The sequence below is a fragment of the Vibrio rotiferianus genome (assembly GCF_002214395.1).
GTDB lineage: Bacteria > Pseudomonadota > Gammaproteobacteria > Enterobacterales > Vibrionaceae > Vibrio > Vibrio rotiferianus.
Genome location: NZ_CP018311.1, coordinates 83149 through 108030, shown reverse-complemented (window position 1 = coordinate 108030; position 24882 = coordinate 83149). Strand labels below are relative to the sequence as shown.

Annotated in this window: 25 protein-coding genes; 17 read left to right on the top strand and 8 right to left on the bottom strand. The window is 43.6% G+C overall.

Annotated features, from left to right (window positions below; translation table 11 throughout):
- Positions 1-21 precede the first annotated feature (21 nt).
- From BSZ04_RS00590 to BSZ04_RS00580, 3 genes are all read right to left on the bottom strand, one after another.
- Positions 22-339, bottom strand: a complete 318-nt coding sequence (locus tag BSZ04_RS00590; RefSeq protein ID WP_010452406.1) for a hypothetical protein — start codon at positions 337-339, stop codon at positions 22-24.
- Between the two features lie 95 nt (positions 340-434).
- Positions 435-887 carry a hypothetical protein gene (locus BSZ04_RS00585; protein ID WP_231896282.1) on the bottom strand — a complete coding sequence of 151 codons (453 nt, stop codon included), beginning with the start codon at positions 885-887 and terminating at the stop codon, positions 435-437.
- Positions 888-1039: 152 nt separating this feature from the next.
- Positions 1040-1681, bottom strand: coding sequence for a murein L,D-transpeptidase catalytic domain family protein (locus BSZ04_RS00580; RefSeq protein ID WP_088879186.1), 642 nt, complete (start codon positions 1679-1681; stop codon positions 1040-1042).
- 573 nt (positions 1682-2254) lie between these two features.
- Here BSZ04_RS00580 and BSZ04_RS00575 point away from each other — a divergent pair.
- From BSZ04_RS00575 to BSZ04_RS00555, 4 genes are all read left to right on the top strand, one after another.
- Complete coding sequence (locus BSZ04_RS00575; protein ID WP_088879185.1) at positions 2255-2665, top strand: NUDIX hydrolase; 411 nt, start codon at positions 2255-2257, stop codon at positions 2663-2665.
- A 179-nt stretch (positions 2666-2844) separates the two neighbouring features.
- Entirely contained in the window at positions 2845-3462 is a 618-nt protein-coding gene (locus tag BSZ04_RS00570) for an NUDIX hydrolase (RefSeq protein WP_088879184.1), read from the top strand.
- Positions 3463-3470: 8 nt separating this feature from the next.
- A complete protein-coding gene (locus BSZ04_RS00565; RefSeq protein ID WP_088879183.1) occupies positions 3471-4169 on the top strand; it encodes an aspartate/glutamate racemase family protein in 699 nt (232 codons plus the stop codon).
- 357 nt (positions 4170-4526) lie between these two features.
- Entirely contained in the window at positions 4527-5282 is a 756-nt protein-coding gene (locus BSZ04_RS00555; RefSeq protein ID WP_088879182.1) for a 5'-methylthioadenosine/adenosylhomocysteine nucleosidase, read from the top strand.
- 50 nt (positions 5283-5332) lie between these two features.
- Here the strand turns inward: BSZ04_RS00555 and BSZ04_RS00550 are convergent, their stop codons facing one another.
- Entirely contained in the window at positions 5333-7666 is a 2334-nt protein-coding gene (locus tag BSZ04_RS00550; RefSeq protein ID WP_088879181.1) for an EAL domain-containing protein, read from the bottom strand.
- Positions 7667-8120: 454 nt separating this feature from the next.
- Here BSZ04_RS00550 and rbsD point away from each other — a divergent pair, with 454 nt between their 5' ends.
- From rbsD to BSZ04_RS00510, 8 genes are all read left to right on the top strand, one after another.
- Complete coding sequence (gene rbsD / locus BSZ04_RS00545) at positions 8121-8540, top strand: D-ribose pyranase (protein WP_071235895.1); 420 nt, start codon at positions 8121-8123, stop codon at positions 8538-8540.
- Between the two features lie 24 nt (positions 8541-8564).
- Positions 8565-10070, top strand: coding sequence for a ribose ABC transporter ATP-binding protein RbsA (gene rbsA / locus BSZ04_RS00540; RefSeq protein WP_088879180.1), 1506 nt, complete (start codon positions 8565-8567; stop codon positions 10068-10070).
- The gene (rbsC, locus tag BSZ04_RS00535; protein WP_005452248.1) at positions 10067-11050 is read left to right on the top strand and encodes a ribose ABC transporter permease; all 984 of its coding nucleotides are present in this window, start codon (positions 10067-10069) and stop codon (positions 11048-11050) included. The genes rbsA and rbsC overlap by 4 nt, the downstream gene beginning before the upstream one ends.
- Positions 11051-11141: 91 nt before the next feature.
- Complete coding sequence (gene rbsB, locus BSZ04_RS00530; RefSeq protein WP_088879179.1) at positions 11142-12020, top strand: ribose ABC transporter substrate-binding protein RbsB; 879 nt, start codon at positions 11142-11144, stop codon at positions 12018-12020.
- Between the two features lie 262 nt (positions 12021-12282).
- The gene (gene rbsK / locus BSZ04_RS00525) at positions 12283-13200 is read left to right on the top strand and encodes a ribokinase (protein ID WP_088879178.1); all 918 of its coding nucleotides are present in this window, start codon (positions 12283-12285) and stop codon (positions 13198-13200) included.
- A gap of 17 nt (positions 13201-13217) precedes the next feature.
- Complete coding sequence (locus tag BSZ04_RS00520) at positions 13218-14222, top strand: substrate-binding domain-containing protein (RefSeq protein WP_010452383.1); 1005 nt, start codon at positions 13218-13220, stop codon at positions 14220-14222.
- Positions 14223-14368: 146 nt separating this feature from the next.
- Positions 14369-15100, top strand: a complete 732-nt coding sequence (locus BSZ04_RS00515) for a nucleoside phosphorylase (protein WP_088879177.1) — start codon at positions 14369-14371, stop codon at positions 15098-15100.
- Between the two features lie 146 nt (positions 15101-15246).
- Positions 15247-15927, top strand: coding sequence for a Crp/Fnr family transcriptional regulator (locus tag BSZ04_RS00510; RefSeq protein WP_088879176.1), 681 nt, complete (start codon positions 15247-15249; stop codon positions 15925-15927).
- A gap of 117 nt (positions 15928-16044) precedes the next feature.
- Here the strand turns inward: BSZ04_RS00510 and BSZ04_RS00505 are convergent, their stop codons facing one another.
- Positions 16045-16200: a DUF3012 domain-containing protein gene (locus BSZ04_RS00505; RefSeq protein ID WP_005452237.1), complete on the bottom strand. Its 156-nt coding sequence runs from the start codon at positions 16198-16200 to the stop codon at positions 16045-16047.
- Between the two features lie 246 nt (positions 16201-16446).
- Here BSZ04_RS00505 and BSZ04_RS00500 point away from each other — a divergent pair, with 246 nt between their 5' ends.
- From BSZ04_RS00500 to vctC, 4 genes are read left to right on the top strand one after another with little or no spacing between them, the layout of a single operon-like run.
- Positions 16447-17355 carry a siderophore ABC transporter substrate-binding protein gene (locus tag BSZ04_RS00500; protein ID WP_088879175.1) on the top strand — a complete coding sequence of 303 codons (909 nt, stop codon included), beginning with the start codon at positions 16447-16449 and terminating at the stop codon, positions 17353-17355.
- A gap of 22 nt (positions 17356-17377) precedes the next feature.
- Positions 17378-18313 carry an iron chelate uptake ABC transporter permease subunit VctD gene (gene vctD / locus BSZ04_RS00495; protein WP_088879174.1) on the top strand — a complete coding sequence of 312 codons (936 nt, stop codon included), beginning with the start codon at positions 17378-17380 and terminating at the stop codon, positions 18311-18313.
- Positions 18306-19256 (top strand): iron chelate uptake ABC transporter permease subunit VctG, encoded by a 951-nt coding sequence (vctG, locus tag BSZ04_RS00490; RefSeq protein ID WP_088879173.1) that lies wholly within the window; start codon positions 18306-18308, stop codon positions 19254-19256. Before vctD ends, vctG begins: the two co-directional genes overlap by 8 nt.
- Before the next feature lie 2 nt (positions 19257-19258).
- Positions 19259-20014 carry an iron chelate ABC transporter ATP-binding protein VctC gene (gene vctC / locus BSZ04_RS00485; protein ID WP_088879172.1) on the top strand — a complete coding sequence of 252 codons (756 nt, stop codon included), beginning with the start codon at positions 19259-19261 and terminating at the stop codon, positions 20012-20014.
- A gap of 24 nt (positions 20015-20038) precedes the next feature.
- On the opposite strand, the gene cueR is transcribed toward vctC, so the two are convergent.
- A complete protein-coding gene (cueR, locus tag BSZ04_RS00480) occupies positions 20039-20425 on the bottom strand; it encodes a Cu(I)-responsive transcriptional regulator (RefSeq protein ID WP_010452367.1) in 387 nt (128 codons plus the stop codon).
- An 88-nt stretch (positions 20426-20513) separates the two neighbouring features.
- Positions 20514-21485 carry a helix-turn-helix transcriptional regulator gene (locus tag BSZ04_RS00475; RefSeq protein ID WP_088879171.1) on the bottom strand — a complete coding sequence of 324 codons (972 nt, stop codon included), beginning with the start codon at positions 21483-21485 and terminating at the stop codon, positions 20514-20516.
- Between the two features lie 116 nt (positions 21486-21601).
- On the opposite strand from BSZ04_RS00475, the gene BSZ04_RS00470 reads away from it, so the two are divergent.
- Positions 21602-23608: a TonB-dependent siderophore receptor gene (locus BSZ04_RS00470; protein WP_088879170.1), complete on the top strand. Its 2007-nt coding sequence runs from the start codon at positions 21602-21604 to the stop codon at positions 23606-23608.
- 316 nt (positions 23609-23924) lie between these two features.
- On the opposite strand, the gene BSZ04_RS00465 is transcribed toward BSZ04_RS00470, so the two are convergent.
- On the bottom strand, positions 23925-24173 hold the full coding sequence (locus BSZ04_RS00465; RefSeq protein WP_010452360.1) for a YgjV family protein: 249 nt from the start codon (positions 24171-24173) through the stop codon (positions 23925-23927).
- Positions 24174-24882: the final 709 nt, after the last annotated feature.

Genomic DNA, 24882 nt, shown 5'->3' with positions numbered 1-24882 from the left:
TTTTAATTCAAGTCAGTTTAATTAGTATCCGGCATTGTAGAGCAGTTCACCGGCTTCTTTACATTCACTCTGGTAAAACTGTGTGAGTTCTCCTTCATCTATACCTTTTGCTTTGAACTCGGTCTCGGCAGAGGACAATTGGCTAAAGGTATAGCCGCGCTTGGTCATTAAGTAATGGCGGAACATAGCACGATGTTCAGGTACCGCGGTTCTAATGTTGGATGCATTCGCACACTCTAGCAATGTCATATCACTCATATCTTCAGTTTTAGCGGCCATAGCCGTAGCAGTGAATAAAGAAACAAAAGCCAGAGCGGTAACAGTCACGATTTTTTTCATAATCAGGATCTCGAGTTAATTCAATGTTTAGAAGAGATCATCCATGGCTAATACTGACGGTTTCCATTTTGATGTCAGTACAGTCGATGCGCGAGCTATAAGTCGCGACTGTTTTTGAATACGTAAAGTAAGTTAGCTTGCTTCCAGCCTGGTAGGTGATGACCTCCATTGCTAGCGAACAAGTCTGCATTATTAGGCAAAGGGACTGCTTTAAGGGCAATTTCCAAAAGGGCTGGGGGGGAGAAGGCAACAAGTAAATGGTAATTCGGAGAAATATTCGATACGGGCTTACCATCGTTGCTAGATGAACGCCTGTATGGGAGTAGGCCAAGCAGCTCACGCTTTAAATGGCGAAAGTAACCTTCTTGGCTCCAAGAGTCATGAGCCTTCCACGCGCAACAGGGCGTTTTTATTACGTGAGTTAGCTTAGAGAGCTTCTCTGAATATGTGTGTTGGGCTTCTGAGTATTGGTAGTTTTGCGCTGCAAGCATTTGCCCTGAGAACAGGGAGAGTGACAACAAAAGCAAAAGGCGAAATACGTGAACCAAAACTAACCCTAAAACACAATGGAATCGATATTCGTTTGCTACCTGAAGGTGGCGCTTGCGTATACTAACGACTTGCTAAAAGGATGAACAGTTTTTTGTCACATTAAAAAGGGAGCTGATATGCTCCCTTTGTAAAGTTAGTTCAAGAACCCTTATGCGCTGGCGTAGATAACACTGCCGCCTTTAATCGTATCGATGATTTTACGTGAAAGGTTTTGTGGTAAAGCTGGGCAGCCCCAGCTGCGACCAAGATAACCATTTTTTTGTATAAAAGAAGGGTTAGCGTAGTCGGCACCATGAACCACAATGTATCGCTCACGTGCTTTGTCGTTAACACCAGACGTCAGGCCATCCAAGCGAAGCGAATAACCATTAGAGCCATAGTAAGTGGTGTCGGTTAAGAACGTCCCCAAAGAGGTCTTACGAGAGTTCACGACATTAGAGAATTTCGTCGCGGTCTTCTTACCACTGTTTACACCGTGAGCGACATAGGTGTTGAAAATAAGCTTTTTCTTGTCTAAATCGACCACATAAAATCGTTTTTCAGTAGATGGTTTGCTGTAATCGATGATAGTTAAAAGAGGCTTTTTACGGTCTGAGGTCTTCTTGTAAGCTAAAAAAGCATCATTGAACAAATTAAAATCAATGACGCCATCCAACTGCGCTTCTTTATATGTCTTTTCAACAAGTTGCTTTGTCGCTTTTGTTTCTGTCGTTTTTTGTGGTTGGTGAGCAAAGGCAAATGGTGAGACTGCCAGTGATGTCCATATCAATAATAAAAATAGCTTTTTCATTGTTACTAAATAAAACTCTTGGTGTAGCAAATTTAGCGAGCGCTTCTTGCAGTCGTTAATACAGCATGTACATCAATTTAATACTATTCTCAATGTTGTCTATTATGCGTAGTGACACATATTACTCAAATATGATTAGTATTTGGTGGATATTGTTCAACTAACTGATTGAAATTAATCAACATTAAGAGGTTAATCGATGACTTTAAAAATCTTCAGAACAAATACTATCCGATTTGGGTAATTAATAAAACTGTGTTTACTGAGATTTACTAAGCGGGGCATTAAATAAAACAATGTTTAATTATCGTTTTAATAAAAATCCCTTTTTAATTCAAATAGATTATTTCTGCGAAAGTATTACGTAAAAAATTATTAGACTGTGATCCTAGTCGTAACAAACCATTACTTGCAAAATCTTAATGTAATGGTGCCACTATGGATTATTAAGCATATTCAACCAAGTGTTCAGCTAGGCTGTTGTATATCGTCAACTTATTCACTTGCGTTGCTCACATCATTTACTTGTTTTGTGTTAGCTTGCTAGAAAACGGTTATCAATAGGCGAAGAAGATGGAAGTTCATGAGTGTGTCTCGTTTATCCTAGTTAAGGATGATCAAGTTTTGTTGGAAACCAGAGCAAAGGATAAAGACTCAGATCCAGGTGCAATAGCGATACCTGGTGGCCACATGGAGCCGGGGGAGTGTCAGCAAACAACTCTGTTCAGAGAGGTGAAGGAAGAGTTGAAAATCAAACCCTCTCAGTTCGGGTACTTGTGCTCTCTGTACCACCCAACGATCGAACTGCAATTAATTCACTATTATATCGTTACAAGCTGGCAGGGTGATATTCAGAGTTTAGAAGCAGAATCTGTTGATTGGTATTCGATAATAAAAGCGCCAGTTTCAACAAAAGTCGACAGCATTGCATTAAGTGAATATCAGCGACTAAAAGAATCGTTGAAGCCTTTGTTTAATCCGTAGAGTTCGGAAAAATCGCAAATGTGCGGGTGATGATTTTTTAAAAGTTGGAGTCATTTTAAAATATATTGAAATGTCCTTCTTTTAAAAATTGATACCTCGCGAAAACTTGATCAAAAATAAACTTCACTTTCAGCCAGTTATGCTAATTTTTGAAAATGAAAGCGAATAGAGGGAAGTGTATGTCGAAATGGTTAGACTGGGCAAAGCAACTTCAAGCAATAGCTCAAGCAGGGGAGGCGTATAGTAAAGACGCCTTTGATTTGGAACGATTTAAAATGGTTGAGTCCATTGCACATCAAATGTTTGCTGACATCAGCCAAGAACCAATGGCTGATGTTCAAAACCTGTTTATTGCTGAAAAAGGTTACCCGACACCGAAAGTCGATCTTCGAGCTGGCGTTATTAAAGATGGCAAGATTTTACTGGTGAGAGAACGTGAAGATGGTGGTTGGACATTGCCTGGCGGTTGGGCTGACGTATGTGAAACACCAAGTGCTGGAGTAATTCGAGAAGTATTAGAAGAATCTGGTTTAGTTGTTGCAAATCCAAAGCTGATCGCTATACGGGATAGGGCCATTCACGATTACCAACCACCTTATCCATTCCATATCTACAAAATGTTTTTTTTATGTGAGTATGTCTCTGGTGAACCAAAAGAAAACATAGAAGTCTCCGAGATTGAGTTTTTTGACCAACACAAGATCCCTCAACTCTCTCAAAGCCGAACGCTACCGAGAGACATTGATATGGTGTTCGATGCTTTTTACAGTGAAGATTTTCAGGTACACGTCGATTAAGGAAGATAATGAAAACAATAGGCCTAATTGGTGGCATGTCATGGGAATCCACCGCGAACTATTATCGAATCATTAACCGTGAAGTGAAAGCGCGTCTTGGCGGTTTGCATTCAGGGAAAGTCTGTTTGTACAGTGTCGATTTCGCCGAAATTGAAACGCTTCAACACCAAGGCCGATGGGGTGATACCGCCACAATTCTTTCTCAGGCTGCCAAATCGGTAGAAGCTGGTGGTGCTGACTTCATTTTGATTTGTACCAATACCATGCATCAAGTCGCTGACCAAATTCAGCAAGCAGTAGATGTACCGGTTGTCCATATTGCAGATGCAACCGCAGAGAAGTTGGTGGCTGATGGAGTCAAGAAGGTTGGTCTGCTTGGCACGCGATTTACCATGGAGCAAGACTTCTACAAGCAGCGACTTATCGACAAGTTTGGCGTCGAGGTCGTCGTACCGAGTGTGGATGACCAAACGATTGTCCATGAGGTTATCTACAACGAGCTTTGCAGAGGTGAAGTGCGTGAGGATTCTCGTCAGCAGTACCTTGCTATTATCGACAATTTAGTTGAAGAAGGCGCTGAAGCCGTCATTCTTGGTTGTACTGAGATTGCGATGCTAGTTGAACCTCAGCACACTGGCGTAAAGCTTTACGATACAACGGAGATTCACGCGAAGGCTGCGGTAGAATTTGCACTCAATAAGGCGTGAGTCTCAACATAATTGAACGACAGGATTTAATCACTCAGGGAAGAGTTATTAATTATAGATGCGGACAATGTCGCCAGTTTACTAGGCAGAAGGGTAGCGCAGACATTTGCGGCGCGTGGGGCCATCCAACCGATGCGAAACGTGCGGCTAGTGACTATTTTATGCCAACTGTTAGCGCAAAAGAGCGTGTCGCTTCTTCAATGAAAAACAAAAATGGCTAAGTCTTTCTCATTAATTGAGAATTTCTTAGCCAATCAGTATGTATTGAATAATGCAAACGATTGCTCGATTTGGTATGTGTTGTATAATCTGCGTCGCGTCACACTTTGGTGACACGTATTACATTTCAGGACTCCCATGTTGAAGAAATCTCTTGCTCTAATGCTTGCTGCGTACTCACTTCCTTCCGTTGCTGGTTCGACCATCGGTATCGTCGGTGCGATGGATGTAGAAGTTGAAGCGCTATTGCCAAAAATCCAAAACCAACAAGTAAAAAAAATTGGTAGTCATCGCTTTTACACGGGTGAGTTAGAGGGTAAAACGGTTGTCGTGACTAAATCGGGCGTTGGTAAAGTGAATGCCGCAATGACAACTACACTCCTGATTCAATCTTTTGGTGTTGACCAACTTATTTTTACTGGTATTGCTGGTGCTAGTGATCCTAAGTTGGACCCACTCGATGTAGTGGTTTCAACACGGTTGGTTCAGCATGATGTTGATCTAACAGTATTTAATATGCCAAGAGGACTGCTGCCTGATTATCAAGAACGTTACTTCTATGCAGACAAAACACTGCAAAAGTATGCGTTTGATGCGGCGGTTGAAACCTTAGGCAAAGAGAGCGTTTATCGTGGCATTATTGCATCTGGTGACCAGTTTATTGCAAGCAAAGTGAAAGTGACGGGCATCTATCAAGAATACAATGCGATGGCTGTAGAGATGGAAGGTGCGGCACTTGGTCAAGTGGCCGAAGCGTTTAAAGTGCCGTATGTGGTCATTCGAACAATTTCTGATAAAGCGGATGGTTCTGCGGATATTGTTTATTCCGATTTAAAAAAGGCAACCGCAGATAACTCCGCCAATATTACGCTTAATATGCTTAAGCAAATGTAAGTGTCTTAAAAAGCAGCGATAAAACGCTGCTTTTTTGTGCTTAAGTCACCCTATGCACTGACTGACTCTTCAAATCGAACATCGTTTGCAGAGCGCCACCAATGATCGAGCTGCTCTCTGTTCATCGGTTTGCCGAACAAGTAACCTTGCATGAAGTCACAGCGGTAAGCAGAAAGCCATTCATGCATTACGTTGTGTTCAATGCCTTCAGCGGTCACAGTTTTGTTTTGCGCATGGCAAAGCTCGATGATTGGCTTAATAACATGTTCATTATCGGTGTGCATTAAGGTCAGCAGAAATTCTCGGTCGAACTTGATCTTTTGAACGGGGTATTGAACCAGTTGGGTCAATGATGTGTAACCAGAACCAAAGTCATCGATCGCCAATCGATAGCCAAGTTTAGAAAGTTCATCGAGTAACACTGTTCCTTGTTGATCACTTGCGAACGTCTCCGTTATTTCAAGCTCAATGCACTGCGGAGGTACAGAATTTACCTGGGCATGCTTGTGTATATATTCCGCCATTGATAGCGAGTTTAGCTCAGCTGATGAAAGGTTGATGGATAAGGTAATGTCTTTGCCGAAAATCTCTTTTAGGTGATGGTATTCCAGCATCGCGTTGGAGAAGACCCAACGATCTATCTTGTTAAACTGACCGCTTTGTTCTGCAATTGGAATAAACTCGGCGGGCGGAACAACTCCTAGGTTTGGTGAATCCCAGCGAAGCAATACCTCAAGGCCTTCAATCTCATTTGCTTTGTTATTCATGTATGGCTGAAATACTAAGTGGAACTCCTTTTCTATATCTTCTTTTCGTAGTTCGCGTTCTATATCGCCTTTTCTCTGGGCGGCTTCATCCATTTCCATGGAATAGTAAGAGGCTTGGTTTTTACCAGCACGCTTTGCCTGATACATCGCGGCGTCAGCACAAGATAAGAGTTTCTCAATATCTTGCCCGTCTTGAGGAAATCCAGCGATACCGACACTTGCCGTCACAGGTAGTCCACCAAAATGGTGATGATTACAATTCTTAATCGGTTCAAGGAGTGCATTGGTCAACTCATCGGCTATGGAAGAGGATTGGTGCTTGCTGCTTAAAAGAATGGCAAACTCATCTCCTGACAGACGAGCACCAAAACAGGTACTATCGTGTTTGTGAGCGAATAAAGCACATACTTTTTGAATATGCCCAGCAAAGGCTTTCAGCAATTTATCGCCCCATTCATGGCCATACTTATCATTCACGAACTTAAAATTATCTAGATCGACATAAATAACCCATAGGTTGTCTGTGCAAGAGGCAAGTTCTCTACAGGCTAGGGTTTGAAAGCGAGAGCGGTTTGCTAGTTGCGTTAGCTGGTCTGTTTCAGCAAGGCGTTTAGTTTGTTCATAACTTTTTCTTAGCTCTTGGTACATGTCAAAAAAGCGCTGCGACAAGCGCCCAATCTCATCATTGCTGTTGAGTTTTTCGATGTTATCTCTCGTATTGCTCTCAATGTCTGTTAGCTGGTTATCCAGCTTGGCGATTGGCTGCATAACATAGAGGTATAAGACGATGACAATTAATGCGATGGTGATGAGGCCAGCGACACCAAATGAGAGGGCAAGTTCTAGCCAAACCTTTTCGACTTTATTCCACATCAGATATTCCGCAGGCGATAGAATGGCATAAAAACTGGGTAGCAGCTCTATCGTTTGCGCCAATGGTATATCGAGATAAATGGGCTTGTCAGAAAAGGTGATGACGCTATGGGTATCGTATTCAATTTCGTGTTTTATATCATTAAATGACTCCAGTGATACGGATGCCACAATGAATAGGTTAAAGGCTGGGTTAAATGTTGTCGCTACTTCACCGGAACGGCTATCAAGGACTTGATACTTTAATAAGATACTCTGACCGCTGGAGTTGTAGATGAACCCTGTATGGCTAAAGGCCTGTTGGTTATTAAAGGTTTTCGTTACGTACGCTGAAATCTTGGGGTCTAGCACGCCAGTGGGCTGGTAAGTACTTTCTTGGAAATACAGCACTTGGCTTTGGCCGTTAAGAATTGCCATGTTAGTGTCGCCGTTGTAGCCATGGCTTAATACTTCCACCGTTTCTGCTAACTGGCTTTCTAAACGAGTAGATTGTTCATTTGAGCCTCGGTTGGCTAAATAATCTAGCACCGCATAACTTTTTGATAGGGTATGTGCGTAGCTGTTAAGAAACACATTCGCTTGGCGAAGTTGACCTGCAAGCTGATCCATCTGAAGTTGGATATAGCTGTCTTCGCGTTTTATCAACGTGACTTTTTGAATGCTGTAGATGATATAGCTAGACACCAATGCACTGAGCAATATGACTGGCGTGACAAGCAAAATGATTCTATTGCTAAGTTTCATGTGGTGATAATTTTAATTTTCCATTGCTTCTCTTCTAATTAAGAAGCCACTTATTGCATAGATTGATTTTTCAACGAATTGTATGTTGTATATGAAACAAAGTCTTACAAATGTCGTAAATTTGTGAAGGGAAGGGTGATTTATAAACAGGGGGCTTTGTATTCTTGAATTTGAGACAAAACTGGACTTGGAAATGATCGTTAACCTCAGTTTCGTGGCTGGTTATTCATCATCGAAACGTTTCGATGGCAAAGTGTGACCTCACTATCCTTTTCTTAATCAGTTAGTACTCAATTGCGGATCATTCTCACACCTTATCGATCTGTGACTGGTCAATTATTCCTATCGTTCTATTATTGCATCGAAACGTTTCGATGAGTGTTCTGTCAATATGGAAATTAATCCAAGAGAGATGCTCACAGTTGTATGAACGTGTAACCGAAAGGTCGATGAGATGAAAAAAAGTACCCTAATTAACTCAGAAATTTCTTACTTGGTGGCGACGTTGGGTCATACCGATGAAATCACCATTTGTGACGCGGGCTTGCCAATCCCTGACCATGTTCAACGTATCGATTTAGCGTTGACTCATGGCGTTCCTGGTTTCCTTGATACCGTTCGCGTGATCCTGTCTGAGTCCCAAATTGAAGGGGTCATCATTGCTGAAGAATTCGCAAAAGTTAGCCCTGTTCACCATGATGCGCTAATCACTGAGCTAGCAAAAGAAAGTGAGCTAGCAGGTAAGCAGATCGTGATTAACTATGTGTCGCATGAAGATTTTAAAGCTCGCACAGAACAAAGCCGCGCTGTTGTTAGAACAGGCGAGTGCACACCATACGCGAATGTGATTTTCCAAGCCGGCGTGGTGTTTTAAGCCGCAACTAATTGAGGACAAATTATGACTCAAGCCATTCTACAACTCAGCGACATCGAGAAAGCGTTCCCGGGCGTTAAGGCGTTGGATAAAGCCAGCCTTAATGTTTACCCAGGTCGCGTGATGGCGTTAATGGGCGAGAACGGGGCAGGTAAGTCGACCTTGATGAAAGTGCTTACGGGCATCTACCACATGGATGCGGGAAGCATTAAATATCAAGGTCAGCCAGCGGCGTTTAAAGGTCCGCGTGACTCTCAAGAAGCGGGCATCAGTATCATTCACCAAGAACTGAATCTGATCCCTGAGCTGACAATCGCTGAAAACATCTATTTAGGTCGTGAATTTACTGGCTCGATGGGTCGTATTCAGTGGGGCAAGATGTACGAAGAAGCAGACAAGTTGCTTCAACGCCTTAATGTAAAGCACTCTTCAAAAACATTGCTTGGTGATTTAAGTCTTGGTGAGCAGCAAATGGTGGAGATTGCCAAAGCGCTGTCTTTCGAATCTAAAGTCATCATCATGGATGAGCCAACCGATGCACTAACCGATAAAGAGACGGAATCACTGTTCAAAGTGATCAACGAGCTTCGCGACCAAGGTTGCGGCATTGTTTACATCTCGCATCGCCTAAAAGAAATCTTTGAAATCTGTGATGACATTACCGTGCTACGTGACGGTAAGTTCATTGGCGAATGCCAAGTGAAAGACACCAATGAAGACGGACTGATCGAGATGATGGTTGGTCGTAAGTTGGAAGAGCAATACCCACGTATCGATGTGAAGCACGGCGATGTTTGCCTTGAAGTGATTGGCTTGACTGGTTCTGGTGTTCACGACGTCAACTTCACCCTTCAACGCGGAGAAATTCTTGGTGTCTCGGGCTTGATGGGCGCAGGTCGTACTGAGCTAATGAAAGTGATTTATGGTGCATTACCAAGTGAGCGTGGTGTCATCAACTTAGATAACAAGACCATTAACCCGGTTAGCCCACAAGATGGCTTGGCAAACGGTATTGCTTATATCTCTGAAGACCGTAAAGGTGATGGCTTGGTGCTGGGGTTATCCGTGAAAGAGAACATGTCTTTGTGTGCGTTGGATAAGCTCACCAAAGGTTTCCAAATCCAACACGGTGAAGAAGTTGTGGCGGTTGAAGACTTTATCAAATTGTTCAACATCAAAACGCCAACGCGTGACCAAATCATCGGCAACCTATCTGGCGGTAACCAACAGAAAGTGGCGATCGCAAAAGGGTTGATGACCAAACCTAAAGTTCTGATTCTGGATGAGCCTACTCGCGGTGTCGACGTAGGGGCGAAGAAAGAAATCTATCAGCTAATCAATAAATTTAAAGCCGACGGCATGAGCATCATCTTGGTTTCATCTGAGATGCCCGAAGTGCTAGGTATGAGTGACCGTATCATGGTGATGCATGAAGGTCGAATTACAGGCGAATTTGATGCGAAAGACGCCGACCAAGAAACACTACTCGCTTGTGCCGTAGGCAAGAGAATGAATGAGGAAGCAGCATGAGTACTAATACCATGAGCAAACCAAACGAAACTGGCAGCAAGAAGCTGTTCACCAAAGAGTGGCTGATTGAACAAAAATCATTGATTGCACTGCTGTTTTTGATTGTTGTCGTGTCATTTTTAAACCCGAACTTTTTTACGGTAGACAACATTCTTAATATCTTGCGTCAAACCTCTGTCAACGCGATCATCGCAGTCGGTATGACACTAGTTATATTAACAGCGGGTATTGACTTAAGCGTAGGCTCTGTACTTGCGCTATGTGGTGCCTTCGCGGCTAGCATGATTGCGCTAGAAGTGCCAGTACTCATCGCGGTTCCAACAGCATTGTTTGCTGGTGCGGCACTGGGTGCGATAAGCGGTATCATCATTGCCAAAGGTAAGGTGCAAGCCTTTATCGCAACGCTGGTTACCATGACGTTACTGCGCGGTGTAACCATGGTTTACACAGACGGTCGACCTATCTCAACAGGCTTTACTGATACTGCAGATGCGTTTGCATGGTTCGGTACAGGTTACGCACTTGGTATTCCAGTACCAGTTTGGTTGATGGTGATTGTCTTTGCTGCGGCATGGTACCTACTAAACCACACTCGCTTTGGTCGCTATGTGTACGCACTTGGCGGCAACGAATCAGCAACGCGCCTTTCTGGTATCAATGTTGACCGTGTGAAGATCGGTGTATACGCAATTTGCGGTATGTTGGCAGCGCTTGCAGGCATTATCGTGACGTCTCGTCTGTCTTCAGCACAGCCAACTGCGGGTATGGGCTACGAGCTAGACGCTATCGCAGCGGTTGTTCTTGGCGGTACTAGCTTGATGGGCGGTAAAGGTCGCATCATGGGTACCTTGATTGGTGCTTTAATCATCGGCTTCTTGAACAATGCGCTGAACCTACTCGATGTTTCTTCTTACTACCAAATGATTGCGAAAGCAGTGGTTATCTTGCTAGCGGTACTGGTAGACAACAAAAACAAGTAATCCATAACAACTAATACATTAAAGCTAAATCCTGAATACAAACCGAGCCAGAGGACGTGTGCTGGCTCACCCTACACAAAGGACTAGAACGATGAAAAAACTCGCAACTCTTATCTCTGCTGCACTTCTTTCTTCAACTGTATCGGTAGCGGCGCAAGCTCAAGATACCATGGCGATTGTAGTTTCTACGCTAAATAACCCGTTCTTCGTAACGATGAAAGACGGCGCAGAAGCGAAAGCGAAAGAACTGGGATACGACTTGATTGTACTGGACTCGCAAAATGACCCAAGTAAAGAACTGTCAAACATCGAAGACCTGACGATACGCGGCGTAAAAGCGATTCTGATTAACCCAACAGATTCAGACGCGGTGTCAAATGCAATTCGTATGGCGAACCGTTCTAAGATCCCTGTGTTGACACTAGACCGTGGTGCAAGCCGTGGTGAAGTGGTGAGCCACATCGCTTCTGACAACGTGGTTGGTGGTGAAATGGCGGGTCACTACATCATGGAAAAAGTGGGCGAGAAAGCGAAAGTCATCCAACTTGAAGGTATTGCTGGGACGTCTGCGGCGCGTGAGCGTGGTGAAGGCTTCATGACCGCAGTGAAGGGTAGCAACATGGAGCTACTAGCAAGCCAACCTGCGGATTTTGACCGCACTAAAGGTCTGAACGTAATGGAAAACTTGCTTGCAGCAAACCCAGACGTACAAGCGGTATTTGCTCAAAACGATGAGATGGCACTGGGTGCGCTTCGCGCAGTACAAGCATCAGGTAAAGATGTGCTGATTGTTGGTTTCGACGGCACTGAAGATGGTATCGCAGCGGTTAACCGTGGCAAGCTAGCGGCAACTATTGCACAGCAACCAGATCTAATTGGTGCGCTTGGTGTAGAAACTGCAGATAAAGTATTGAAAGGTGAGAAGGTTGAGGAGTACATTCCTGTTCCGCTAAAAGTGCTGGCTAAGTAAGTTTCGCGCTAGGCTCAGGGATTACTTTTGAGAACCATGGAATGACCCAATGAGGTATTGGGTCATTCCAAACAATGCAAGTTGTACGTTGGAAACTGAAATCTAGCTGAATCGTAATGCGCTTACCTTTTGCAAAGAGCGTAAGCCATATACCCAAGTGACTTCAAGCCAAGTCATTCTCGCTGAATTGAGCATATCGAGGTTACTTGGGTATATACTCCTGTTCAAACTAAAGGGTTCATTAAGAACCGAGGATAACCGTATGAATAAGTTAGTGGTGTTAGGTAGTGTAAACGCTGACCATGTTCTTCAAGTGCCTTCTTTCCCTCGCCCTGGCGAGACGCTGCATGGTCGCAACTATCAAGTTATCCCAGGTGGCAAGGGTGCCAACCAAGCTGTCGCGGCAGCTCGATTAACTGCCGATATCGGTTTTATTGCGTGTGTGGGTGATGATTCGTTCGGCATCAACATTCGTGAGAACTTTAAAATGGATGGCATCGACATCACAGGCGTGAAGATGCAGCCTAACTGCCCAACTGGCATTGCCATGATTCAAGTGGCAGACAGCGGTGAGAACAGCATTTGTATCTCCGCCGAAGCGAACGCCAAACTTACCGCAGAAGCGATTGAACCCGATTTAGAGCGCATTCGTCAGGCAGAATACCTGTTGATGCAATTGGAAACGCCAATGTGTGGCATCGAGAAAGCAGCGAGAATCGCGAAAGATGCCAAAACCAACGTGGTTCTCAACCCTGCGCCAGCGCGTGAATTGTCTGATGAGCTGTTGTCTTGCATTGATGTTATCACACCTAATGAAACGGAAGCCGAAGTGCTAACTGGTGTGACCGTAATTGACGATGATAGCGCGAAAGAGGCGGCAAATATTCTGCACTCAAAGGGCATCGAAATTGTGATGATTACGCTCGGGGCAAAAGGTGTTTGGCTGAGTCAAAATGGCCGTGGTGAAATCATTCCTGGTTTCCGCGTAGAGGCCACGGACACGACCGCAGCTGGGGATACGTTTAATGGGGCATTCGTCACTGGTTTATTGGAAGACTTACCTTTAGAATCAGCGATTAAGTTTGCTCATGCAGCAGCAGCGATCTCTGTGACTCGCTTTGGCGCGCAAACTTCGATTCCAACCCGTCAAGAGGTTGAGGAGTTCCTTGAACAACAATAATCAAAAGGAGAAATAGCATGGCAACGATGAAAGACATCGCAAAACTGGCAGGGGTTTCCACTTCAACTGTGAGCCATGTTATTAACAAAACTCGCTTTGTCAGCGAAGAGATCTCAGAACGAGTCAACAACGCTGCCCAAGAGCTTAATTACTACGCGCCTTCAGCATTGGCGCGTAGCCTCAAAGTCAACCGCACCAAAACCATTGGTATGTTGGTGACTACCTCAACAAACCCATTCTTTGGTGAAGTGGTAAAAGGCGTTGAGCGCAGTTGCTACCACAAAGGCTATAGCCTGATCCTGTGTAACACTGAAGGCGATAATGAACGCATGCGTGACTCCATCAATACGTTGCTACAAAAGCGCGTTGATGGGCTTATTTTGATGTGTTCATCGTTAGAAGGGGAGCGCATTGATGTATTCGAGCGTTACTCTGACATTCCGGTTGTAGTGATGGATTGGGGGCCAATGTTGTTCACGAGCGATAAGATTCAAGATAACTCGCTTCGTGGTGGTTATCTGGCTGCTAAATACCTTATCGACTGTGGCCACAAAGAGATTGGTTGTATCACGGGGCCATTAATTAAGCACCAAGCGCAAATGCGTTATGAAGGCTATAAGCGTGCAATGATTGAAGCTGAACTGGATTTCAATGCCAACTGGATTGTGGAGTCCGATTTTGAGTGTGAAGGTGGTTATCAAGCCCTCAAGAAAATGGTTCAACGTGGTCCGCTACCAAGCTCGATTTTTGTATCCAATGACATGATGGCGATGGGCGTGATTAATGCAGCAAATGAGCTTGGAATCAAAATTCCTGATGATCTTTCGATTATCGGATATGATGACATTCACATCGCAAAATTCATGTCTCCGTCACTCACTACTATTCACCAGCCCAAGTATCGCTTGGGGCAAGCCGCAGTCGAAACCTTACTGACTAAACTCGAAAATTATTCTAAAGAACCGAATGTAGTGCAACTAGAGCCAACACTCGTCGAGCGAAATAGTGTCCTGCACAAATAGATTTAAGGCTTAAATTAGGGATTGCATCCGGTTAATGCCGAATTATGATCAATCACGAAATTAGGGGGACAAAAGTCCTCCTTTTTTATTGTCCAAAGCTCCTAAACTGCCTTGAGTTAATTTGTATTAAAGCTTAAGGATTCAAAGTGAGTAAACAACCACATATTTGTGTCGATAAAACACAGGTTGCACCACGAGTTATTGTTTGCGGTGAACCAAATCGAGCTAATCGTATTGCATCTTTATTGGAACAAGCAGAATTGGTCGCTGAGAACCGAGAATACCGCGTCTTTACTGGCACTTATAAAGGTCAACCTGTTTCTATTTGCAGTACCGGCATTGGCTCACCCTCTATGATTATTGCAGTAGAGGAGTTAAAGCAATGCGGTGTGACACATATTGTCCGTGTAGGCTCCGCGGGTGCGATGCAAGAAGGGATTCAGCTTGGTGAATTGATCGTAGCCGAAGCGGCTGTGCGCGATGAAGGAGGCTCTAAGTCATATGTCGAGCCGTCATTTCCTGCTTATGCAAGCTTCGAGTTACTTGCCAGCTTTGAACGCTTTTTAAATAACCAGCGGGTCACATATCATCGTGGTGTTGTACGCTCTCATGATAGTTTTTATACCGACGATGAGGAGCGAATTTGCCAATACTGGAATAGTAAAGGTGTGCTAGGCGCTGATATGGAAACTTCTGCTCTATTCACCGTAGGCAGATTACGTGCTATCGAAACTGCCTCTATCCTCAATAATGTTGTTCTGTACCAACAGGATGTTAAAGAAGGTGTAGGGCAGTATGTCGATGCTGAGCGAGATATGATGGATGGTGAGAAGCTTGCATCCATTGCCGCGTTAGAAGCGTTGATGACTCGGAACTGATAGCGACCAATGAACCGTTAATAGAGTGTGTTCTCGCTTTGGAAAAGTGCAGTACAAGATACGGCTGATTCTTATCGCGACATCGTTCTCCTAAATACGTAGAATGTGTCGTTTACGTGTTATAGCTCAGATAATATGGCGGCGTTATGAGAATTAGTCCGTACTCAACGGGGCGTTTCAAATCTTTCCTTAGTGATCAAAGCAAAGCGTTTAAAGACCTTGTTTATCAATGCCAAATCAGTACTCGTTACTTTGATGCTGGTCAGGAGATCCTCCAGCAAGGTGCAAAGTTAGACTATTTATACATTGTTCCTGTGGGTCGTGTTTCAATGAGTATTCTCGCGGCGAACGGACGTAGATTTCAGCTAGGTGAAGCGAACTGTGATTATCATGTTTTTGGTGAAATGGAGTTTTTTACCAAAACCGCCTGCCAGTGGAATGTGATTGCAGACGAGCACCTTCAGGTGGATGTGATTTGTTTAAACCTTCTCACTGAAGCATTACACAACCACCCTGAAATGATGTTCTTTTTTGCTTCTGCATTAGCGGAAGATTATCAAGACTCGCTGGATATCTATACCAATCGACTATTGCATCCTATCACTTACAATATCGCCTATGATTTGCTGGTGCAAAAGCAGACCAATACAATGCTAGGTGGGTTTGGCAAGGTAAACCAAGAGGCAGAACGATTTGGTACTTCAGGTCGGGTTTATCGCCGTGCAGTAAAAGATCTGATGGACAAAGGTCTGATTAGAAAAGGTGAGCAGGGGCTTGAGATTGTCGATGAAGTAGCGCTAAAAGCCTTTCTTGATGCCTACGAATAAACCGCAATGAGCAAGTCTATATAGCGAAGCTGCGGACTACCGTACTTTGTTTGTTTCGGAATATACCCAAGCATCTCAAGATTACTTGGGTATAAGATCATTTAGCGTTTATTTAGTCTAGAAAACGCAGTGCTTAGCAAAATCAGAAGCTTCGTTGGCAGTCCAATCGCCTTTTGGTTTCTCTTTCATGTCATTACACCATGCCTCGCTGCCCACTTCAGTACACGCCATCAGTTGTGCTGCTACAAATAAAACTAATGCTAACTTCTTCATTCTCTAGTCCTTTTTAATGAGTTGTTTAAAAGTAGTATAAAATAACGCTAATGTGATAAACACTAAAATTATAACTTTGCGCTCATCGTCTCAAATTCTATATAGGTGTAGAGTAATTCGTTGATTTATTAAGCCAATTAAGAAGTGTAACGAATGTAAAGTTGTTAAATAATCGGTTGAATGCCTGAATGAGTAACGATATATTGCGAATGCGCATGATAATGGATCTCATTTAGGGCTAAAATAATGGAAAAACTCGTCAGTGCGGCTCTTATTTCGCTGCTCACAATCTCACCTTCTTTTGCTGCAACCGTCAAAATCGATCACTACATGGGAACAACAGAAATTGAGCAATCGCCCAAGCGCGTGGTTGTAATTGGCTTTGGTCCACTCGATACTTTGGATAGTTTCGGTATTGATCCTGTGGCGGTATCTAACGCTTCCCACCTGCCTAAATATCTCTCTAAGTACGGTAAATACAATTACACTTCTGCAGGTAGCTTGTTCGAACCAGATTTCGAAACCATCTATATGCAAAAGCCGGACTTGATTTTGGTTGGACCCCGAGGTTCAGCAAAATACGACGAGCTTAGTGAAATTGCACCAACGGTTGTCTTTGCATCAGGTGAGAACGAAGATTATTGGCAGGGCACAAAAGCGCAATGGCGCAATGTTGGCAAGATCTTCAATATTGAAGGCAAGGTTGAACAAAAGATCGAAAACTTAGACGCTCAGTTCAAGGCGATTCGTGACTATAACCAAGCTCATAATAACGATGCGCTTACGATTCTAAGTATTGGTGACAACATCAGTGCATTTGGCGCGAAATCTCGCTTTGGCGCGATTTATACGGACTTTGGTTTTAAGGAAACCGTACAAAACCTGAAAACAGGAACACATGGCGACGTTATTTCTTATGAGTTTATTCGTGAAACCAATCCAAAGAACATCTTAGTCATTGATAGAAACTCTTTGCACGCAAAATCCGATCACGATTTAGCAAAAGCGCTGAATAACGATCTGGTTAAAGCGACTTCGGCTTATAAGAACAAGAAAATTACTTTCCTAGACGTTGATGCTTGGTACTTAGCAATGTCCGGTGTAACTGCCACAGAAAAGATGGTGAGTGAAATTAAACACACCATCGATCTGTAAGCGAAGGACGCTGAGGTTAACTTTGAAAAAGTTATTGCTTGTTCTTGTTGCTCTAAGCGTCGCATCGTTGTTTGTTGGGGTGGCAAATATGACACCCCACCAGTTGTTTTCAGGCGATGCAAAGGCACTAGAACTTTTCTTTACGAGTCGGATTCCACGTTTATTTTCCATTCTCCTTGCTGGGGCAGGGCTTAGCATCGCTGGATTAGTGATGCAGCAAATTAGTCAAAACCGATTCGCCGCACCTTCGACGACAGGCACCATTGAATGCGCCATGCTCGGTTATGTTATGAGTGTTGTGCTCTTTGGCAATGGTGAACAACTGTGGCTCGTTTTCGCTGTCTCCATTTTGGGCACCTTAGTGTTCATTCAGTTCATTCAACGAATTCAGTTCAAAAGCGTGGTTTTTGTGCCTCTCGTCGGAATCATCTTTGGCAACGTTGTGGATGCTGTCACTACTTTCATTGCCTACAAATACGATGCGCTGCAAAGCCTTTCAGCTTGGAGTGTCGCAAACTTTGCTAACATTCTGCGTGGGGATTTTGAGCTGCTTTATATTGCTGTGCCTGTCGCGCTTTTAAGTTACCTGTTTGCTGCTCGTATCTCTGCAGTGGGCATTGGCAAAGACTTTGCGGTAAACCTTGGTCTTAACTATCAGCAAGTGGTGACTTTAGGCGTACTTTTGGTGTCGGTAATGTCAGCCAGTGTGGTGATGATCGTTGGTCAACTGCCGTTTCTTGGACTTATCGTGCCAAACTTAGTCAGTTACTTCTACGGTGATAATCTCAAACGCAACATCCCGCTTACTGCTATGTATGGGGCGATTCTCGTTTTAGCGTGTGACTTAGTTAGCCGAGTGATCATCTTCCCTCATGAAATGCCGATTTCGATTGTGATCAGTATATTGGGTGGTGTTGTGTTTATCGCGATGTTGTTGCGAGGTAAGCAAAGTGCGTGATTCCAATAAACTTCTTTTATTGGCGGCCATAGCGCTGCTTTTCGCATTTTTGTTCATCGGTATTGGCTTAACCGCCGACAACTACCAGTACTTCCTGTCACGACGCGTACCCAAAGTATTGGCCATGGTGTTGGCTGGTGTGGCGATTGCTCAATCTTCATTGGTGTTCCAAACCATTACCCACAACCGAATCCTCACCCCAAGCATAATGGGGTTTGATGCGCTGTATGTGTTAACACAGGTTCTCATTGTTTTGCTGTTTGGTGGCTTGAGTGCTCTTGTACTTAATGTCTATATCAACTTCTCCATTGCTGTATTGGTGATGGTGGGCTTTTCACTTTTGTTGTTTGGGTTCTATTTTTCAAAAGGTGGACGCAATCTTATTACGTTGCTTTTGGTCGGGTTAATCTTTGGGCAGTTGTTTAGCAATATTGCGGTGTTCTTCTCTCTTCTGATGGACCCAAATACCTTTGCGTTTGTGCAATCTAAACTGTATGCGAGTTTTAACAATGTAAAGGTGAATTTGGTGTACCTAAGCTCACCAATGTTGCTATTAGCCTGTTGGTTACTGTATCGCATGCATCGCACTCTCGATGTGTTTTGGCTCGACCAAGACAATGCAAAGAGCCTGGGTGTGGATGTGCCAAAAGTAACGCGCAATGTTTTTGTTCTCTCTGCGGTGCTCATCGCTATTTCTACTGCATTGGTTGGGCCCATCATGTTCTTTGGTTTATTGGTGACGAATTTGAGCCGTGAAATGTTCCGTTCTTACCAGCATCGAACCTTGTTGGTTGGTTGCTCCTTGATGGCGATTTGCGCCTTGCTTTCAGGGCAATGGATTATTGAAAACCTATTTTTATTCGAAACGACGCTGAGCGTAGTAATTAACTTTATTGGTGGTATCTACTTCTTGTATCTACTGCTAAAAAACAAAGTCGCATAAACATGATTGTTATAGATAAACTTACTAAAGCATTTGGTTGCAACAAAGTGGTTGATGAGGCCGATACCCAATTTGAAAAAGGGAAAGTGACATCGATTATCGGCCCTAATGGGGCAGGGAAGAGTACCTTGCTCTCGATGGCATCGCGATTGACCGATCGAGATGGCGGGAGTGTCATGATTGATTGCAAAGAGATTGCTGAATGGGACACCAAAGAGCTCGCGAAAAAGTTGGCGGTGCTACGCCAAGCAAACACGATTACGATGCGTTTTACTGTCAAAGAGTTGGTCTCATTTGGACGTTTCCCGTATTCGAAAGGTAACCTAACCAAAGATGATCACGCGCTAATCAACCAAGCCATCGATTACTTAGACCTGAAAGAAATCCAAGATAAGTTCTTAGATGAATTGAGTGGTGGTCAACGACAGCTAGCGTTTATTGCGATGGTGATAGCCCAGGATACGGATTATGTCTTTCTTGATGAGCCCTTGAACAACCTTGATATCAAGCATTCATTGCAGATCATGAAAGTGGTTCAGCGTCTTGCGCACGATATGAACAAAGCCATGGTGGTAGTGATTCATGATATTAACTTTGCGGCTTGTTATTCCGATGAGATCCTTGCTCTGAAGAAGGGAAAAGTGGTTGCAAGTGGCGGGGTTGAAGAGGTGATTCAGGCATCCACGTTAGAAGATATCTACGAGACACCTTTTAATATCATCGAGCTTAATGGCAAGCGTATGTGCACTTACCACTAAGTGTCTTTTCAAATGCTGGCGAGCTTACTTGGTGAGCTCGTCCATGATCGGGCAGCGGCTTTTTGCATCCCCTGGGCAAGAAGAAACCCAGCCTTCCAACTGCTTTTTAATCTCCAATAAGTGGGCAATTTTTTGCTCCACTTCATGAAGTTTGTCCATGGTTCGTGCTTTTACTTCGCTACTTTTACGGTTTGGGTTGTGTGCCAAGTGCACGAACTCTTTGCACTCTTGTAGTGAGAAACCTGCGTTCTTTGCTCGAGAAACCAAGTTGAGTTCTTGAATGTGTTTTTCCGAATATTCGCGATAGCCTGAGTCGCTGCGTGTTGGTGACGAGATAATACCTTTATCTTCGTACATACGAATGGACTTAGATGATAGGCCCGTTAATTTGGCCACTGCACCAATATTCATGATGACCTCTGTATTTCAGATAACCTTTATCGCGAGTATAACCTCAAGTGTTGTTTGACCCAAAGGCTTTACACGAGCCAGTCCTTTCTTAGTGGCTATTAACCACTTCATGAGGTGCAACACCGAATACTTTCTTAAATGCGCTCGTGAAGTTTGATGGGTGGTGGTAGCCAGCCTCATAAGCGGCTTCAGTTATGGACATGAGCCCATGCTCCAAGTTTTGACGCGCAATCTCTAAGCGGCGATGGCGTATATAACCATTAACCGTCATGTCTAGCGACTGTTTAAAGCGGCGTTGGAGATTTGAAACACTCATCGAAAACTCCTCAGCTAAACGTTCTAAACTCAACTCTTCTTCAAGGTGTGTTTCGATGTAGCTAATGATATTTTCAATTCGAGCATCGACCGAATGTTTCTTCTGTTCGGATTTTTCACAGTATTCGTCAGGCATTTGGCCTATCGCATAGGAGACAACTTGGTAGATTAGACTTTCAACTTCTAGACGCTCTTTCACGTTGAGTGGAGGCTCACGCCGAGAGAGTGTAAGGATAAGATCAATGACTGCCGAGTTAAGCTTTAGTTGATAAAAGGCGTTATGCGTTTCAATAAAGCGTTGATGATCAATACTGCCTTCTATTCTCGACTCTAACCATGCGGGTTTGATGGCTATATTGATCTTGTTCATATGGTTATTTTGGATAAGTGAACGGTGGAAATTTGCAGGTTTGGTCAAGTTCACAACGACACCTTGCGGCGATGAATTTGCATCAAAATCGAACTTAAGATCGTCGTAGCCAAATGAGAGTTTGCCTTCTAAAAGAATGGTAATCAGCAAGGCGGGACGAGCAGTAGAAACAATATGAGAATCTACGAGTTCTATGCAACCTCCACCATGGACAAAAATCTGGTCATTGTACTGATAGGAGAAGAAGCTTCCTTCTGCCAGTTGCGTTTGACGGCTTTGCCCTTGACTTACGATGTACTGCGTTTCTGTACCCTCAAGTTTTTTAGTTATAGCTATTTTGGCAATTCTAGTTCTTTTTTTAGTCTCTTCCGTCATTTGACGTTTCCTCATAACACCTAGGCGATTCTGCATAAGTGATTCGTCTTTTTATTTATCATTAGCGACCCTATCATACGTGAGAATTATTATCATTTATATTTAGGAAGACGTTTATGGAAAGCCCTGTTCGCTCACCAATTAAGCTTTCAAGCCTATGCCTGGCGGTGAGTATGGCACTTGCTCATCCAGTTTTAGCCCAAGGCCAAGATTCTCATTTCGAAGAGGTCGTTGTTTGGGGTACTAAAGTATCCAGCAACACTGAATCCATGTTTGCCGACGACATGTCATTAAAACAAGCGGACCATATGTCCGATTTGCTGCGTGAGATTCCGGGTGTTGATGTTGGAGGTACGCATTCTGTCAACCAACGCATTACGATTCGTGGCTTAGGTGAAACCGACCTTGATATCCGCTTAGACGGTGCATCGCAGCATGCCAACATGTTCCACCATATTGGCAACCTGACTCTTAACCCAGATATTCTCAAGTCCGCGGATATCCAAGTAGGTAATAACTCGGTGACGCAAAGTGGTCTTGGTGGTTCGGTGTACTTTGAAACTAAAGATGCACGTGATCTACTGCGTTACGATGAAAACTTTGGTGCGCGTGTGTATGGTGGTTATGCGTCCAACGACAATCAACAGGGCTCATTAACGCTTTATGGATTGCTGTCTGAAAACGTGGACGCGATGGTCTACGGCCATTACGTAACACGAGATGACTTTGAAGATGGCGATGGCAATAAAACCTTTGGTTCCGAGGGCGACGTTTATAACATATTAGGCAAACTAGGGTACGAGTTTAGCGACATCCATCGCTTTGAAATCTCTTACGACATGTACCGTGACAGTGGTGACTACAACCCGCGCCCTGATATGTCGGGCAGTGCGAACAACGGGCTATCCAATAATCTACTGGTTCCGACGGATTACGATCGTGACGCGGTCACTCTTAGTTATGAGTTGCGCGGTGAGCAACATCAAGGTGACGTGACGCTTTACAATACCGAGACTGAAGTGGTACGTGATGAATCAGTGATGGCACCGCGTTGGCCAGCTAATCGATTATCGGAAAACTCCGCAAAAAACCAGAACGTTGGCTTAAGTGCAAAATTCCAATCATTGCTGACGTTGGGTAACCTTGACCACCGTGCGACATACGGTCTTGATTATATGGATAAGACGTCAGAGAGTTACTACGGTAGAAGTAAGTTCATGTCTGAATCAGCGGTTTCTACAGCGCTATTTGTTGAGGACCAAATTTTCATTTCTGATGCTCTTTCTATTACTGCAGGTTTGCGTTTTGATGATTATCAGCGTAAAGCGGAAACGGGGGATAACGATTACGATGAAGTGACCTGGTCGCTCGCAGCGGAATGGGCGGTAACGCAAGAGTGGACACTATTCGCTAGTTCACGCTCACTATTTAAAGGTCCAGAGTTAATGGAAACCTTTATCGCATACCAAGATGTGGCGTACTTAAAAGAAGGCTTGAAACCGGAAACGGGCCAAAACACACAAGGTGGTGTGCGTTTCAATAAGAGCATGGATGAGCACTCCTTTGGTGCAAATCTGACGGTATTCCAAACAGATATTGATAACTACATTGCTGACGAGTACCAACGCGATACTCAAACTTATCTTATTTACAATTTAGGTGATGTGGAAATCAAAGGCTTCGAAGCTAGCGCCTTCTACGGTTTCGAAAGCTTTGGCAGCAAACTGTCTTACTCTAAGTCAGACACCAAAAACAAAGATACTAGCGGTCCAGTAGCCGGCGGCAATGGGCGCAGTATTGATATGGGTGACAGCATCTCGCTGACGTTGGATTACCAATGTGATTCGCTAGAAACCATCTTTGGTTGGAACTCAATGTTTGTTCTTGAAGAAGACAACGTCTTTGATGGTCAGCCTAAAAAAGACAACTATGACGTGCATAATTTATATGCCCAATGGGTGCCTTCCAATATCGATGGTCTATCAGTAACGTTCGGTATTGATAACGTCTTTGATGAGTTATATACGTCCCATGCCTCTCGTTCGGGTACCGCGCGAGGAATCACGCTGGATGACTACGAACCAGGAAGAAACTATAAGTTATCGGCCGCATACCAGTTCTAATCTTAAGAGTAATAACAACCTTAGATATTTGGCTTTTGAGCAGGAGGTTATACCAATCACAGTAATTGATCAGAATTAGCGCAGGAAAAATGCTTGAGAACAAGGCTGAAATTCTAGATAAGTAGTTATTCTACAATCAAACTTTTAAACGAAGTAATCGAGCATTATGACAAGTTAGAATGACCGGTTATTTACTACGATTGGTATTACCCCACCAATACAGATTGGGAGTAGGGTGGGGATTCTGCATCGGATGCGTTAGAACGAAAAAGGCCCGCTGGTTATTCACCTAGCGGGCCTTTTTAAAACTAAATTTTTACGCTTTTTCAGGCGTTAGGCTTTTTTTTTCCTGCTGCATTTTTGCAAGGAAGTACACGTTAACACACGCGATGAAGCCGTTAGTCAGTACTACAGGCCATGAATCAATCATTAGACCGTAAGCGGTGAACAGTGCACAGCCAACAAAGTTAAGAATACGAAGCTTAACGATATCTTTCATTGTTAGCGAAATTGCAACCATGATTGAAGCTGCATAACCCAAAATTTCAACCATATTCATTTCCATTATTTGACCCTCTAAATCTGCCGAATTCTGTCGGTACCAATTCTTCTCATCTTGAGATTAGTGAGGAAGCTCCATGCCTCGAATGGTCTTGTTCGTTTTGATGGGTTAACTATAGCAATGGAAAAACCGTGATGAAAGCCTCAATTAGAGGTTAAGAGAAGGTTAGCGATTACGCAAACGTTTAAGAGAAAAATCATTGATAGTTTTACTTATTATGTTGATTAATAGTAAGAGGGTATTTATCTGCTTAGTTGATAGAAACACTTTGAACATGAACCTTTGTTTAGCGCATGCTATTGAGGAGGGGGGGGGCGTCCTGAGTTTGTATCCGTAAGGAATTGTGAACTAATTGTCCCTTATGAGTTGAACCTGAGTGATTATCTACACTATAATGCAAGTGAGAATTATTATCATATAGATGTAGTATGCCGATTGTTATTAGTTTTATATTTACGTTTGCTTTGGTACTGCGTACTAAACCCCACTATTGGTGTGTGCTGGCACATTTGTTTTCGCATGTAAGTATGCTGTTATTGATCCCTCAGGGTTACGTTCTTCAGTATTTGATTGTTATGTTCTTCTCAGCACCAATATTAATTAGGTTATCGAAGAGAAGTGAGTATTTCGATGTGTTTTTCGCTTTTATGCCTTTACTAGTAGGGAGCGGTGGGTTGGCGTTAGCCTAGTGGTATTTCCTTTTCGTATTGAA

Coding starts and splice junctions, on each gene's coding strand:
- BSZ04_RS00590 (WP_010452406.1), bottom strand. CDS start 339: ATGAAAAAAATCGTGACTGTTACCGCTCTGGCTTTTGTTTCTTTATTC.
- BSZ04_RS00580 (WP_088879186.1), bottom strand. CDS start 1,681: ATGAAAAAGCTATTTTTATTATTGATATGGACATCACTGGCAGTCTCA.
- BSZ04_RS00575 (WP_088879185.1), top strand. CDS start 2,255: ATGGAAGTTCATGAGTGTGTCTCGTTTATCCTAGTTAAGGATGATCAA.
- BSZ04_RS00570 (WP_088879184.1), top strand. CDS start 2,845: ATGTCGAAATGGTTAGACTGGGCAAAGCAACTTCAAGCAATAGCTCAA.
- BSZ04_RS00565 (WP_088879183.1), top strand. CDS start 3,471: ATGAAAACAATAGGCCTAATTGGTGGCATGTCATGGGAATCCACCGCG.
- BSZ04_RS00555 (WP_088879182.1), top strand. CDS start 4,527: ATGTTGAAGAAATCTCTTGCTCTAATGCTTGCTGCGTACTCACTTCCT.
- BSZ04_RS00550 (WP_088879181.1), bottom strand. CDS start 7,666: ATGAAACTTAGCAATAGAATCATTTTGCTTGTCACGCCAGTCATATTG.
- rbsD (WP_071235895.1), top strand. CDS start 8,121: ATGAAAAAAAGTACCCTAATTAACTCAGAAATTTCTTACTTGGTGGCG.
- rbsA (WP_088879180.1), top strand. CDS start 8,565: ATGACTCAAGCCATTCTACAACTCAGCGACATCGAGAAAGCGTTCCCG.
- rbsC (WP_005452248.1), top strand. CDS start 10,067: ATGAGTACTAATACCATGAGCAAACCAAACGAAACTGGCAGCAAGAAG.
- rbsB (WP_088879179.1), top strand. CDS start 11,142: ATGAAAAAACTCGCAACTCTTATCTCTGCTGCACTTCTTTCTTCAACT.
- rbsK (WP_088879178.1), top strand. CDS start 12,283: ATGAATAAGTTAGTGGTGTTAGGTAGTGTAAACGCTGACCATGTTCTT.
- BSZ04_RS00520 (WP_010452383.1), top strand. CDS start 13,218: ATGGCAACGATGAAAGACATCGCAAAACTGGCAGGGGTTTCCACTTCA.
- BSZ04_RS00510 (WP_088879176.1), top strand. CDS start 15,247: ATGAGAATTAGTCCGTACTCAACGGGGCGTTTCAAATCTTTCCTTAGT.
- BSZ04_RS00505 (WP_005452237.1), bottom strand. CDS start 16,200: ATGAAGAAGTTAGCATTAGTTTTATTTGTAGCAGCACAACTGATGGCG.
- BSZ04_RS00500 (WP_088879175.1), top strand. CDS start 16,447: ATGGAAAAACTCGTCAGTGCGGCTCTTATTTCGCTGCTCACAATCTCA.
- vctC (WP_088879172.1), top strand. CDS start 19,259: ATGATTGTTATAGATAAACTTACTAAAGCATTTGGTTGCAACAAAGTG.
- cueR (WP_010452367.1), bottom strand. CDS start 20,425: ATGAATATTGGTGCAGTGGCCAAATTAACGGGCCTATCATCTAAGTCC.
- BSZ04_RS00475 (WP_088879171.1), bottom strand. CDS start 21,485: ATGACGGAAGAGACTAAAAAAAGAACTAGAATTGCCAAAATAGCTATA.
- BSZ04_RS00470 (WP_088879170.1), top strand. CDS start 21,602: ATGGAAAGCCCTGTTCGCTCACCAATTAAGCTTTCAAGCCTATGCCTG.
- BSZ04_RS00465 (WP_010452360.1), bottom strand. CDS start 24,173: ATGGAAATGAATATGGTTGAAATTTTGGGTTATGCAGCTTCAATCATG.